The 13,410-nt window shown below is 38.6% G+C and carries 11 protein-coding genes; 9 read left to right on the plus strand and 2 right to left on the minus strand.

Annotation, left to right across the window (positions count from 1 at the left end):
- Positions 1 to 11: 11 nt before the first annotated feature.
- Together FHX64_RS00815 and FHX64_RS00820 are read right to left on the minus strand one after the other, a co-directional pair.
- The gene (locus tag FHX64_RS00815) at positions 12 to 1,025 is read right to left on the minus strand and encodes an oxidoreductase (protein WP_246392255.1); all 1,014 of its coding nucleotides are present in this window, start codon (positions 1,023 to 1,025) and stop codon (positions 12 to 14) included.
- A 675-nt stretch (positions 1,026 to 1,700) separates the two neighbouring features.
- Positions 1,701 to 1,994, minus strand: coding sequence for a hypothetical protein (locus FHX64_RS00820; RefSeq protein WP_183411941.1), 294 nt, complete (start codon positions 1,992 to 1,994; stop codon positions 1,701 to 1,703).
- Positions 1,995 to 2,017: 23 nt separating this feature from the next.
- Here FHX64_RS00820 and FHX64_RS00825 point away from each other — a divergent pair, with 23 nt between their 5' ends.
- The 9 genes from FHX64_RS00825 (at position 2,018) to FHX64_RS00865 (ending at position 13,409) form a co-directional block, all read left to right on the plus strand.
- On the plus strand, positions 2,018 to 2,947 hold the full coding sequence (locus FHX64_RS00825; RefSeq protein WP_183411942.1) for a helix-turn-helix transcriptional regulator: 930 nt from the start codon (positions 2,018 to 2,020) through the stop codon (positions 2,945 to 2,947).
- Between the two features lie 798 nt (positions 2,948 to 3,745).
- Entirely contained in the window at positions 3,746 to 4,477 is a 732-nt protein-coding gene (locus FHX64_RS00830) for a hypothetical protein (RefSeq protein ID WP_183411943.1), read from the plus strand.
- Between the two features lie 245 nt (positions 4,478 to 4,722).
- Entirely contained in the window at positions 4,723 to 5,001 is a 279-nt protein-coding gene (locus FHX64_RS00835) for a lipoprotein (protein WP_183411944.1), read from the plus strand.
- Positions 5,002 to 5,056: 55 nt separating this feature from the next.
- Positions 5,057 to 6,271 carry an IS256 family transposase gene (locus FHX64_RS00840; RefSeq protein ID WP_183411945.1) on the plus strand — a complete coding sequence of 405 codons (1,215 nt, stop codon included), beginning with the start codon at positions 5,057 to 5,059 and terminating at the stop codon, positions 6,269 to 6,271.
- A 199-nt stretch (positions 6,272 to 6,470) separates the two neighbouring features.
- On the plus strand, positions 6,471 to 6,740 hold the full coding sequence (locus FHX64_RS00845; protein WP_183411946.1) for a hypothetical protein: 270 nt from the start codon (positions 6,471 to 6,473) through the stop codon (positions 6,738 to 6,740).
- A gap of 123 nt (positions 6,741 to 6,863) precedes the next feature.
- Complete coding sequence (cas6, locus tag FHX64_RS00850) at positions 6,864 to 7,628, plus strand: CRISPR-associated endoribonuclease Cas6 (RefSeq protein ID WP_183411947.1); 765 nt, start codon at positions 6,864 to 6,866, stop codon at positions 7,626 to 7,628.
- Between the two features lie 577 nt (positions 7,629 to 8,205).
- Positions 8,206 to 10,674: a CRISPR-associated helicase Cas3' gene (gene cas3 / locus FHX64_RS00855; RefSeq protein WP_183411948.1), complete on the plus strand. Its 2,469-nt coding sequence runs from the start codon at positions 8,206 to 8,208 to the stop codon at positions 10,672 to 10,674.
- Between the two features lie 4 nt (positions 10,675 to 10,678).
- A complete protein-coding gene (locus tag FHX64_RS00860; protein WP_183411949.1) occupies positions 10,679 to 12,415 on the plus strand; it encodes a hypothetical protein in 1,737 nt (578 codons plus the stop codon).
- Positions 12,416 to 12,437: 22 nt separating this feature from the next.
- Complete coding sequence (locus tag FHX64_RS00865) at positions 12,438 to 13,409, plus strand: DevR family CRISPR-associated autoregulator (RefSeq protein WP_183411950.1); 972 nt, start codon at positions 12,438 to 12,440, stop codon at positions 13,407 to 13,409.
- Position 13,410 lies beyond the last annotated feature (1 nt).

Here is a 13,410-nt window from a genome sequence, read left to right on the forward strand (position 1 = left end):
GTGTCTTCCAGTCAGATATTCAGTAATTTGAGCATAATGTTGTCAAAGAGACGATCGGGAAGATGCTTGCGCATCCAGATCATGAATGAGGCTCCTTTGCCTGCTGCGTAACGGATTTTTGGCTTGCGGGCAAGAATTGCTTTTTCGATGGTTTTGGCGATGACAACAGGCTCGGAGGAGATTAATTCGTCCGCTTTCTTCAACATAGTAGCGTGTTTTGTAGCCAAGCCTTTGTAAACTGTGTTGCCCGAGCGTTTTATCAGATTGTCACGGGCAATGTTGTTCCATTCGCTTTGGATGGCTCCCGGTTCAATGAGCACAACGTGAATGCCAAATTGCTTGAGTTCCATGCGGAGGCAGTCACTCCATCCTTCAACGGCAAATTTAGTGGCGTGGTACCAGGCACCATGGGGTTGGCTGATGATGCCTGCCACAGAAGAAAGATTGATGATGCATCCGCTCTGCTGAGCCCGCATGGCAGGCAACACAAGCTGTGTGAGGCGGGCAAGACCGAACAGGTTGACTTCAAACTGATATCTGGCTTCTTCAAGAGGAACATCTTCCACGGCACCGAATGAGCCATAGCCCGCATTGTTGATCAATACATCGATACGTTTCTCGGTGTCAAGTATCTTTTGCACGCCTTCCACCATCGAAGCGTCATTAGTGACATCCATAGCCAGCACATGAACGCCTATAGTACGGATATCTTCCATCCTGTCGGTGCGGCGGGCGGCGCCATACACTGTAAATCCCTGTTTAACGAGTCGTATGGCAGTTTCTTTTCCGATGCCCGATGAAGCGCCTGTGATTAAAATAACTTTATTCATATGATTCCCTTTATTGATCGGCAAACTACGCTGATCCGACATTCCTGTAAACAAAGATAATGCAGAAAGAGATGTTTTGTCGTGGTGGGAAGCGAATTTTATTGCATAACTAAAAGGAAAAGAAGCGATGAACATGGGGAATTTAATTAAGAAGATGGTAGATTGATCCACAGCCAAGTCTACAAGTGAAAGCATTCAGCTTTCGCAAGTTCCAATCAGCCCGGTTGCTTTAGGTTGTTGCGGTTTAAAACCTTATTTTCTAAGTAGCTGAAGCTTAGTAGCGATGCATCGTATCAGGATCAGGTAACCCTTATTCCCTTATTATATAAAATGAATGTGTAAATTGTTCTTATCCCAGGATAGGAACATGTCGGATTTGTGTCCATTACGTTCTTCTCCTAAAACAAATTCTTATTGTATGTCATAAGGAAATTAGGTCGGTTATCAGGGTGATTATTGTTTCCACTATGGGGTAGCCATGAAAATGAAGTTTCCATGTTAAACGACACAGCGTACATTGCTTTCTGCCTTAGTTGAAAATAACGGGCAAATGTCTAAAATTTACTATGGGATATTGAATGTTTTTTTAGAGGTGCTACAAAACATGTTTAGTTGTATGGCAAAGATCATACAATTATGAATTGTTATTTTATCCTTATCATTAGGCGTTTATGTGGTGTTTTGTGGAAAATAGGAAAGACATGAAGCATGTTTTAGGATAAGAAAAATAAAATAGCATATTTGACAGAATTAATTTTATTATAGCATATATATTTTGGTATTTGAATATTTTAGTTACTTTTGTTGCAAATAAGAAAAGATTAAAGAGTGCCTAATAGAAGTTGATTCAGTGTTGGTTAAATATTCAGTTTAATTTACCTGAACACATGCAGGAAGAACCCAATAAAAGGCAATGTGGATATCATTATCCTGCCTAATGATGCCCATGGCAATAAGTGGGTGGGGCTCTTTTCTTATTTCTTTTCCCAAGGCATATACACTCTTTTGAAAGAGATGGGTTTTTATTGTTTGAGATGTGTTTGCACCAGGCATACAAAGCAGGCAGGTTCGCAGCTGGCGGGGTTGACGATGATGGGTTGGAGGATGAGGCGACAGATAGCGCACCGGCTTTTGCAAGACGGAATATTGTTCGATGTTATACACTAACCATTATATAAAATTCAGCTATGATACAACTGACATTGGAGCATGCCCTGCATTTCATGATGCTGGCCATTGGTACCCGTTTTTATACCAGGAAAGAGATTGCACAGTACATCAAATGTTCAGAACGCTCTGTCTATCGTTACATCGAAACATTTCGTACCCAGGGGTTTATTATCAATACGGAGAACGGTTTTGTGCGTATTGACAAATCGACGCCTTACTTTAAAGACCTCACCAGAATGATTTCATTCAGCAATCCCGAAGCCGGCCTGTTGAAGCAAGCGTTGGGCGGTGTTCACGATAACAATATGTTGAAGGCGCAACTGATACGGAAGCTGACGCCATACAATTTTAAACAAATTGCTGAGGTGGTTGTCCGTGAGAAAAATGCACAGATCATCGACCAGCTAAGCGAAGCAATCGATAACCAACAGCAGGTCATTCTCCATAACTACCATTCTGCTAATAGCAAAGAGGTCCGCGATCGCCTGGTGGAGCCTTTTCAGTTTTCAACCAACTTTATCCAGGTGTGGGCCTATGAGCCGGAGAGCGGAACAAACAAGCTGTTCAAGACCGATCGCATCACCAGTGTCACAGTGCTGGATACTCCTTGGAGGCATGCATCGTTACACAAGGCAGATTATATGGATATTTTCCGCATCAGCAGTCCGCAGAGACTGCGTGTCAGGCTACGGTTGGGATTGCAGTCGGCCAGCCTGTTGAGGGAAGAATACCCTACGTGCGAACAATGTCTTACTAAAATTAACAATAATGAGTGGATTCTGGATACCGAAGTATGCAGTTACGATGGGGTCGGACGCTTTGTAATCGGATTATTGCATGACATAGAGATATTGGAAACCAAGCACTTTCATTCATATATAAAAAAAAGAGTTGTTTTATACAACAAAAAGTTGGGTGTGACAAAGGGTGGCACTGTCAGAAAATAATTTTGCAATATTGATCAGTCACACAACAGGGGAGATGCATCTTCAACCGTTGTAAGAAAACCGGATCATAGAGGCTGAGGTGTTGCAAAGGTTCATGGGGCAAAGCAAAAAGAAGATCGAACGGCAACAAAGGGGAGAGAAGCTTCCGCGAATGGAGAAAAAACAGCATCAAAGGAGAGAGAAAAGGATGCGAACGCAAGAGGAAGAATAAAAATCGTAGAAAGTGGAGAAAATAATGCAAGAGATTGGATAGCGAACGTAAGAGGAAGATGAGCGAACACGCGAGATTGAAAATCGAACGCAGAAATTTTAGAAAAAATAGGAGAGAAAGCAAATCAAACGCGAGAGATTGAAAATCGAACGCAAGCGGACGGGAAAAGAACGCAGAAATTGGAGAAAAAATGCAAGAGATTGAACAGCGAACGCAGGTGGAATGTCTGTATGCACAGAAAAACAGAATCGAACGCAGAAAAAATAAAACAAATGTAAAAACAAACTCCGGACAAGCATGAGCAAGACGATCCCGAAGCCCGATATCCAGGTGAGGAGCAGGGCAGGGAGGAACACACATACCAAATAACCTATAAACAACAAGTCATTGACAAAACAGACAAATTAAAATAACAAAGAAAACAGGGCAACCCTGTAGCCGTTGCGCAGAAAACAGCACGCCGGACTACACGGGCAGAAGTGAACGGAAAATGGAATCAAAAGAATAAAGCCGCATGCGGCAAACGAAAAGGCCATCAAAAGTGGATGGTCTATATTGGATTATTTACAATTTAAATGTTTAGCGTTATGAATGAGAAAAAGTTTTGGTGTAAAACCGAAATGGTTCCTGTAATCGCAGGATTTATGTTGAATAGCCTCCGGGGCGACCTGGCGGACTTCAGTAGTTATTCTTCCATGTTCTCCGAAGAGTATATCACTTCTGTGGATGCTCAGAAAACTTTGTGCAGCGAGTTGATCAGGTCAAATGCTGTTGTCGGGCAGCTTAAGCTGATCACCCGGCAAATGAATGACAAATCCAAAGAGTTGCGGATTAAACTCAATCCGCTTGAAGGCTATCTGAAACTTGCCGAGAACGAACTCGACACGCAGGTGGCCGACTTTGGGCTAAAGGCTGTGCGCAAGCAAATAAGCCGGGGCAACATGGAAGGTTTGATCATGGACCTTACCACAATGGTAGGCGTCCTGAACCGTAACCTTACAGTGTTGCAGGCCAAGGGAATGAGTCCTGATTTTCCGGCTGAACTCACTGCCCTGGTAGGAGAGATCAGTGTGTTGAACGAAGCACAGAGCAGCAAGCTGAGCGAGCGCTGCCGGATGACGGATACGAATTTGAAGGAGTTTAATAAAATGTGGGGGATGATCTCCATGATTTCCCAATCGGCACAAGCGATCTATCGGGGTGTCGATCCGGTAAAACTGAAAGACTATACCATCAAGGTGTTGGTGGGCAGGGCTTCTACTTCGACGGCAAAAAGCCAGGCAACTTCCACAACTACAACAGATACTCCTGCAGCATAGGGATCTCAGGTTGGCAATGGCTCCCCGGTGCCGGAATTTCCTGTCGGGGATGCCTTGTTTTTCTGAAACAGAGTGTGAAGCGTTTGCCGGTAAGGGCAGCGCCTAACAGAAACAAGAGGAATGACGAAAGATTATAAATGGAGACAACATGAATATAAACAGACTTGCAGCAGTGTTGAAATGGCGTTTGAAGAGCGTTTAAAGGCTGCCGGTCGTAATCTAATACTCTTCTTAAATACATCATTATGAAAAAAATTTTTTACCTGTTTGTCGTGGCTATTGCGCTTACCGCTTGTTCTAAAAACAATGAACCAGCGGTAACTACGTATCAGATTGTCAATAATGTTTCAGTGTCAACCTCCATTACCGATTTGGATGGGAGTATGTATCAGGTGATTGTACTGGGATATAACAATGACAATGAAGTAATCCAAACAGACAATATTGACAAAGTAGCTGCTAACGGAGGTGCAACAGACAAGATGAAAGTGTCTGATAATGTGACGAAAGAGACTGTAAATTAAACTGTGTCAGTAAAGAATAAAATAATTTTATAACTTTACAATACAGTTTATTTTTATGGAAGAATTTGATTACAAGGCTTTTCAAGCCAAAGTTTTAGAACAGATAAAATCTGGCAAACCCCTTTTAGGCAAAGATGGTGCCTTTGCGCCCTTGTTAGAAAATATTCTAAATGCAGCTTTAGAGGGAGAAATGGATGCTCATTTAGATGAAGATGAGCGTAGTTTAGGCAATCGGCGCAATGGACGTATGTCCAAACAAGTTCAAACCCAATTGGGTGAAGTCACCGTTCATACACCCCGTGACCGCCATTCCAGTTTTGAACCTGAGTTTATAAAGAAACGTGAAACAATACTTGCAGAAGGTGTTGCAGACCGTATAATTGGTCTTTATGCCTTGGGGAACAGTACTCGGGAAATAAGCGATTGGATGGAGGAAAACCTTGGAAACAGGGTTTCTGCTGACACAATCAGTTCCATAACAAACCGGGTTCTGCCAGAGATTCAGTCCTGGCGTAGCAGGTCATTGGATAGTGTTTATCCAATTGTTTGGATGGATGCCATTCACTACAAAGTGATGGACGAAAAGAATCGCCCTGTAACACGAGCCATATACAACGTATTGGGTGTTGACCGTAACGGTTACAAAGATTTGCTTGGCATGTATATTTCCAAAAGCGAAGGAGCTAACTTTTGGTTATCGGTGCTCACCGATCTTCAATCAAGAGGAGTAAATGACATTCTAATAGCCTCTACGGACAATCTTAGTGGCTTTTCAGATGCTATAAAAAGCGTATTTCCACACACAGTAGTTCAAACTTGTGTGGTGCATCAAATCCGCAATTCAATTAAATATGTTGCAAGTAAAAATCAGAAAACGTTCATGAAAGATTTGAAGCTTGTTTATCAAGCAGTAAGCAAAGAGCAGGCAGCAATCGAACTCGATAATCTTGATTCAAAGTGGGGAAAGGATTATCCAATTGTCATTAAATCATGGCGTGATAATTGGGAAAAACTAACCGCTTATTTTGAGTTTTCTGATGCTATCCGAAGAATCATATATACCACCAATACCGTAGAAGGCTATCACCGTCAGATAAGGAAAGTTACCAAAAACAAAGGTGTTTTTACCAATGATACAGCATTGGAAAAATTGGTGTATTTGGCCTATCGCAATATCCGGAAAAAATGGACTATGCCTCTGTCAAACTGGGGGTTAACTGCACAACAACTGGCGATTAAATTTCCTGAAAGGTTTAATTTATTTGAATAAAATCACAACATCAAATAAATATCCAGGCATTTTTCTTAGTTTTGCTTCCACCCAACAAAACGATGGTGAAACTTTGTGCCATTGTAATAAAAAACGATTAGGGGGTCGACCCCTAACCGTTTTTGCCCAACAAAACTCAGGATCTTCATTATCCATTATAAAAAATCGGATTAATTGAGTATCTGAAATTTGATAAGAATTGAAACTGACACAGTTTATTTTACGCTACCTGACGAAACTAAAGGTGTCGTTTGAGTTTCTGCCCACTTCATCTTCCTATTATTCCCAAATGCAACGGACATATCTTGTACAGGTCTATTACGTAACGAAAGGACAGAATACATTAATTACAGTAACCAATAGCACAACGGTGAGCCAAAGCAGTACAACTTCAGGAACCAGCCAAATTAATCCTTCTCCCGAATTGTCAACGCAGCTACATGCCGTACAACAATCTATTGCCCACTAATCTTTACCGATGAAGGGATGATGTGATTTTTTTGTTATTCCCGATGAAAAATGGTTTATGAAGTTATCAGTTGATAAAGAAAACAATATTTACATTTGCCTTACACTATAATGTAAACCTATAATGCGATTCAAAGTACAACTTTCAATTGACAAAAATGCGTATGGCAATGCGTTGCCTTTTTCGTACCAGTACGAGCTATCATCATTTATCTATCATACCCTGGCAAAAGGGAATGCGGAATATGCGGAATGGTTGCATGAAAACGGTTTTTCGCTGGAAGGAAAACAGTTCCGCTTGTTTGTCTTCTCCCCGTTGCTGCTGAAGGCTTCGGTGAATAAAGATATTAACCGGTTGATTCTGGTGGATGATGTAGCCACGATGCAAATCGGGTTTCTGCCCGAACGGAGTACGGAAGAATTTGTGAAGGGCGTTTTTGCCGAACAGCGTTTTACCCTCGGCGATAAAATATCAAAGGTGCAGTTTTCCATAACCGGCATAGAATTGATGCCAACCCCGGAGTGGGGAGGAGAAATGCGCGGGGAGACCCTGTCGCCCATCTGCCTTTCGCAGAAAAACGAAGAGGGGCAGGTTCATTATTTTTCCGCCAGTGCTCCCGAAGCTGGAGAGGCGGTGATAAACAACCTGAGGAACAAATACAGGGCATTCTATGGCAAACCATTCGCAGGCGACACGGCTTTTGAATGGGAGACAACGTCCGAACCCCGTGCCAAACTTATCACTGTCAAAGCCGGCACGCCACAACAGACAAAAATACGGGCATCGCTTTGCCGCTTCCGGCTCAAAGCCGATAACGAACTACTCCGTATTGGCTACGAAGCCGGATTGGGTGAAAAAAATTCCATGGGGTTTGGAATGGTGAAGTAAGTATTCTTCAAACCCTCAAGGTTTCTAAAACCTTGGGTTTGGAAACGACAAATTAAATTTAAACGAACTATATGAAACAAACCTACAAAACGATTGACTATGAATGGCTGACAAGACCAACGGGTGAACCGTTTGCCGATGCTAAATAGCAGAAAAAACCCTTCCTCAAAATGATGAAGAAGGGAAAATAAAGTTTTGTTTGGTCAGTCTATATATTTCAATTCCAAAATGGTCTGATTATTTATTGAATACAAATGTCAGGCAAAGTTATTGTAATCTTGATCCTGATAAAATATAAATATTATTAAATAACAGTTCCCTTTTTATATTGATCAGTATATATTGGAATATATAGTTATACCTTTGCTATGAATCTGAATAAATGATCATGCCAGATTACCGTTTAACTGATTATTATCAATGGAAGCATATTGTAATAAATACAATAGAAGCAGATTCAGTCTATAAATGGAATAGGTTAGTGAATGATTGAAATTTATTTGTATTTATAATGATCGTATTCTAAATAGGGGTAAGCCTTATTGATTAGAAACGTTATAAACGAAAAACAGAACTGATGATAAAAATATTGGACTATACTACTTTTTCCAAAGAATTAACAACCTATACTCCTTATCAATATCAACTAAGGGTTGCTGAATTATTATTTTCTGGGAAGAATGTAATTCTTTCTGTGCCAACAGGCGCAGGTAAGACGTGGGCGTCTGTTGTGCCTTTTCTATATGCAAAACAAAATTCGATAGAAGACTTTCCTCAAAAGATGATTTATAGTTTGCCTTTGAGAACATTAGCAAATTCAATTTATTCGGATGTAAATGATGTTTTACATAAGAATAGTGATTTAGAGTTAGCATCAATACAGACAGGAGAATATAAGAATGATGAACATTTCGAGAACGACATTATTTTTTCAACAATAGACCAGACTCTAAGTAGTTTTCTTTGTTTTCCACTTTCGCTATCAAAAAGACAAGCTAATATTAATGCAGGCTCATTAGTGGGAAGTTATCTGGTATTTGATGAGTTTCACTTGCTCGATCCAAAATTGTCAATGGCTACAACTTTAGGAATGTTGAGAATACTTGGAAATTTATGTCGCTTTTGTATTATGACGGCAACGCTAAGCGAAAAATATATTCAAGAGTTGAAAACCACATTAAATGCAGTAGTTGTATCAATTAATGACTTCCCGGAGGATGAAATACAGATTAGTTCTTTAAAAGTACCAGAAGGGAAAGAATACAAAAAGAGTATTGAAGTTTTTGAAAAAACGATTAATGCTCATGACGTAATAGTCAGACACAAACAAAAAACAATTATTATCTGCAACCGGGTTGAAAAAGCCCAACGATTGTACAACGATTTAGTCCAAGACCTTGAAGGTTTTCAAAACCTTCAAGGTCTGAATGCAGAAAATATAATCTGCTTGCATTCCAGATTTTTTGATGAAGACAGAAAAGTTAAAGAAGATAAATTAAAAGAGTTGTTTGGAAAGAACAATTCTGAAAATGCCATATTAATTTCTACTCAAGTGATTGAAGCAGGAATGGATATTTCGTGTGATACTATGCATGTAGAAATATCTCCTATCAATTCGTTCCTACAACGAGCCGGACGATGTGCGAGATGGGAAGGTCAGTCAGGCGAAATTTATGTTTACGATATCCTTAGTTTGGATGAAAAAGAAATGATCGAATCTGAGGAAGATGATCCAGAAACGAAGCAACAAATAAGGACTATAAATAATAAGTATTTACCATATGATAAAGAGCTTTGTGAAACAACATTCAAATATTTGAAAGAAATAAGCTATCTAAACAAAAACATTGCCCAGCAATTAGTGGATGCAATACTCACCACCCAGGAAGCGAATAACTATTCGTTAATACAACAAGACAATTGCAACATAGCTAAGATTCAGGAATCATGGAATAATTGTGAGAAAAACATGTATTCGCAAACCATTCGTGATATTCAAAGCATCGAACTTGCAATTATTGATTACAATCAAATTGGGCATAATATTTTTATTCCCTACAAATACCAAACAATTGGACTTTTTAAGTGGAGTTTTATGAAATGGGCTAAGGATATTTTAGCCACAAATGAAGATGTAATCTTTGTTGCTGAAAGTAATAAAAATAGTCAGTTTATTGATTGGGACACTCTTGACTCTGAAGGTTATCAACTAAAACCCATAAATGATGCTTATCAATTGAAAAACTGTTATGATATTGTATTTGTCGATAAATCAGTTTTCAAATATACTGTTGGTGCAGGACTTGAACCTGGAACTGGAAACAGAATATCTCCATTAAAACCTTATACCAAAGAGGAAAATCAAATCACAGAATATCATAAAGATACTTTTATTCAGCACAATAAAGCCATCATAGGTTGCTATGAAAAGATTTTTAAGCCAAAACTAACCTTCACTTTCAAACAACTAAATGCCTATTGGGGCGAAGATATAGATTGGGATAAACTGATAAAGGTAATGATTTGCCTGCACGATTACGGAAAGCTAAACGTCGCATGGCAAAAGCCAATGAAAAAATTACAAGAGCTAAAGGGGAATTATGATCCTAATGAGGTATTAGCTCACTCAGATTTTAATGAGACAACAGATAAAGAAATAGAAAAATTGAGTGGAGTTAAAAATAAACCACCTCATGCGGGAATTGGAGCGTATGCATTAATTGAAAGAGCTAAAGAAATAATAGCATTTAATCGTTACGAATACCTTTCAAATTGCATCTCAACAGCAATTTTGAAGCATCATGGTGTTGATACCACAACTTATCCTGACTTTAGTATTTCCAATGTGGACTACGCTCAGGCTGATTCGTTGTTTAGAGCCAACGGAATAAATGTAAGACTGATACAGAAAGCTCGAAGAGGTCATTTAATAGACTCATTGCCTTCAATTGTAAATGAATGGATTATTTACATGTTTTTTGTTCGGATATTAAGGCTCTGTGATCAAGAAGCAACAATAAATTTTGAGAAATACTTAAAACAATAAGACTATGTATTCAACATTTAAAGTTAAGAAGAACACCGGAACTTACGCTGACACTATTGAAGCATTTGGGGTTGCCAATCTGATAAGTGAAATACAAAGCAGAGCTAATTTGAATTGGCCTAGACTTTTATTAGAAGATAAAGGCTTGTATTACGAAATTACTTCAAAGCCAGAGATACAAATTGAACAAATCAAAGGATTAACTTATTTTCCATTCTTCAAATATGTAATCCGAGATTCATTCGAGACACTTGAAGAAAATGACTTCAATTACCCACAACAACGGGAACTAAAAAAGGAACGTCAGGAACTTATCCAAAAAGCATACAAAGAGTTTGCCGGTAAAGATAAATCCGAACAATTGAAGCTAAGACTAAGGGAGATCGAACGCATTTATGAAGAGGAAAAATATATCTCTCCGCAATTAGATGTTTACAGTCAAATTGTTACTCCTAACAACTTTGTGGGATTTGACAAACTTTATAGAAATGTCTCATCAAACAAAGAAGCATTTTCGGAAATCATTAAAGCAATTCTTGATTATTATTCAGATCAGAAGGTTGAGCTTAAAACAAAGAACTTAACCGACTTTGACGATTCGGTCACTGCCCTTCAAATCTATAACCCGACAACAGGAAAAGGGCAAAACAAAGGAAAAGCTTCCGGAGCCTCAGCTGGGCCAGTAAAACTAAATTGGATTAGCGAGACAATGAAAATATCAGGTGCTTTAACCAATATGCTTTGCCAACTGGTTAAAGTAGGAAGCAGTTATGATATGAAAGTTGTTGTACCAGACTTCAAAAAAGCTGAATACAACAAACAGAAACAAATTGCATTGGCTTTTAAAAAAAATATCAAAGGAAATACTCCGTTGAAAGTTGATATTCTAAATCTTTTAATTGTCAATAAACAACTAATCGAGTGTTCTGATGAATATTTTAATTTTAAAGCAAGCAATGTTCTGACCGGTCTTCATTCTACTTACCAAAAAGATTTGGGACAAAACAAGGCGGTTGTGAACATTGCAGAGCTTCAAACTCCAGATTTTATTGAGTTCAATACCGAAGATGAAGCAAAAGATTGGGTTGAATTTCTTAAAGAGCAGATTAACATTATTGGAAGCATTGAGGAGCTTGGGGATGCAACACAAGGACTAATTGCTTATCGAACATTTCTTACCAGTTCACATTTTCAGAGTTGGGAAAAATTCATTTTTTGGTACGCAGAACATATCATGTCAAACATATCAAAAAGCAAATACGCATTGCCATTTAAAGTATCATCATTAAATAAATTCTTTAATAATACAACTATGAGTGATTTTAAAATTACTGAAATCATCTCCAATGAGGGATTTCAGAAAGTGGCCTATGCCATTCGGAAAAGTACAGTAACCTTACAGTACACACCAAAAGAGCAACGAAAATTTGAAATCCGGTATGGATTGGCACAAATACTTCAAAACAAATCTAAATCGGCTCCTGATCTGGCGGAGTTCATCGGAGAATTCATTTCAACTTTTAATGCTGAAACTGCACGTTATGCAGAAAAGACAGGACAAGCATTAAGGGCAAATATTCGTGAAAATGAATTACGTCAATTCTACGAACTCCTTGACAAATATCCGTCAAAAGTTGTTGGAGCGTTACTTGCTTCTTATGGCTTTGCATTGACTGAAAAAGAAGCAACTAAAGTTGGTTCAGATGAACCGGCATTGAGTGAAGAATCAATTGAAAATTAATAACCAATAAAAAATTAAAGTCATGACAAAACAAATTGCATCTATTTCAATCAGTGGTGAAATCACTCTGAACATGCACTCTTTGAATAACGAAGGAGGAGAAGGAAACCAAATTATGACCCGTCAATTGACTATTGTAGATAAAGATGGTCAGGAACACACAGTAAATGGCATCAGTGGTGATATGTTTAAACACATTCATGTTGGGCATTTAATAAACCACGCCAAAGAAAACAAGCTTGAAGTTTGCACAAACTGTTCTGTTGGTAACCCCAATAGGTTATCAAGTGGTGAAGATTTAGGAACTTTTTTTTCAGGGAAAGATATAAAGGCGTTAGGAGATAAAGAAATTGCTGATGCAATTATTTCAAAATGTGTTGTTGATGACAGTCATGGCGTTTTAGTTACTTCTATTGGAAAACAAAACAGAAACCATGCAAGGAAATCTGTTATTGAGTTTGGATGGACAATTGGAATTCCAGAAAAGAACAATACAGAGAGTTACATCCACACAAAGGTAGTTGCCGATGCTGCAGGAAAAAGAGGTGAAAGTTCAAACGAAGGCCAAAACATTTTTCACCGCCCGGCCAATCATGGGGTCTATGCTTTTGTTTGCAATATCGATGCCTATCGCATTGGATTTAATGATATTGATCGGAATTATGCAATTGATGATCCAAAAAGAATAGCAAGATACAAAGCAATTCTCCAATCATTATTAGCTTCGTTTTTAAATCCACAAGGAGCAATGACAAGCAGTCAAAAACCACATATTACAGATTTTAAAGGTGTGGTTACCTATTCAGAAAAAATGATTCCAGCACCAACAATTAGTCCAATCAACCCAGAATATCAAAGTGAAATTCAAGAAATTACTAAGAATTTAAATTTGATTGAAAAAGACTCTATTACTGAGAAATCATTTAATGGATTAGGAGAACTATCTGCTATTATAAAAGATCTATTAGAGCAAGAACCTTATAAATTGAGTTGAC

It is taken from the genome of Microbacter margulisiae (assembly GCF_014192515.1).
GTDB lineage: Bacteria > Bacteroidota > Bacteroidia > Bacteroidales > Paludibacteraceae > Microbacter > Microbacter margulisiae.

Bases quoted from the DNA above. Each gene is read 5' to 3' on its own strand.
- FHX64_RS00865 (WP_183411950.1), top strand. From the start codon at position 12,438: ATGACAAAACAAATTGCATCTATTTCAATCAGTGGTGAAATCACTCTG.
- FHX64_RS00835 (WP_183411944.1), top strand. From the start codon at position 4,723: ATGAAAAAAATTTTTTACCTGTTTGTCGTGGCTATTGCGCTTACCGCT.
- FHX64_RS00830 (WP_183411943.1), top strand. From the start codon at position 3,746: ATGAATGAGAAAAAGTTTTGGTGTAAAACCGAAATGGTTCCTGTAATC.
- FHX64_RS00815 (WP_246392255.1), bottom strand. From the start codon at position 1,025: ATGCTTTCACTTGTAGACTTGGCTGTGGATCAATCTACCATCTTCTTA.
- FHX64_RS00840 (WP_183411945.1), top strand. From the start codon at position 5,057: ATGGAAGAATTTGATTACAAGGCTTTTCAAGCCAAAGTTTTAGAACAG.
- FHX64_RS00825 (WP_183411942.1), top strand. From the start codon at position 2,018: ATGATACAACTGACATTGGAGCATGCCCTGCATTTCATGATGCTGGCC.
- cas3 (WP_183411948.1), top strand. From the start codon at position 8,206: ATGATAAAAATATTGGACTATACTACTTTTTCCAAAGAATTAACAACC.
- cas6 (WP_183411947.1), top strand. From the start codon at position 6,864: ATGCGATTCAAAGTACAACTTTCAATTGACAAAAATGCGTATGGCAAT.
- FHX64_RS00860 (WP_183411949.1), top strand. From the start codon at position 10,679: ATGTATTCAACATTTAAAGTTAAGAAGAACACCGGAACTTACGCTGAC.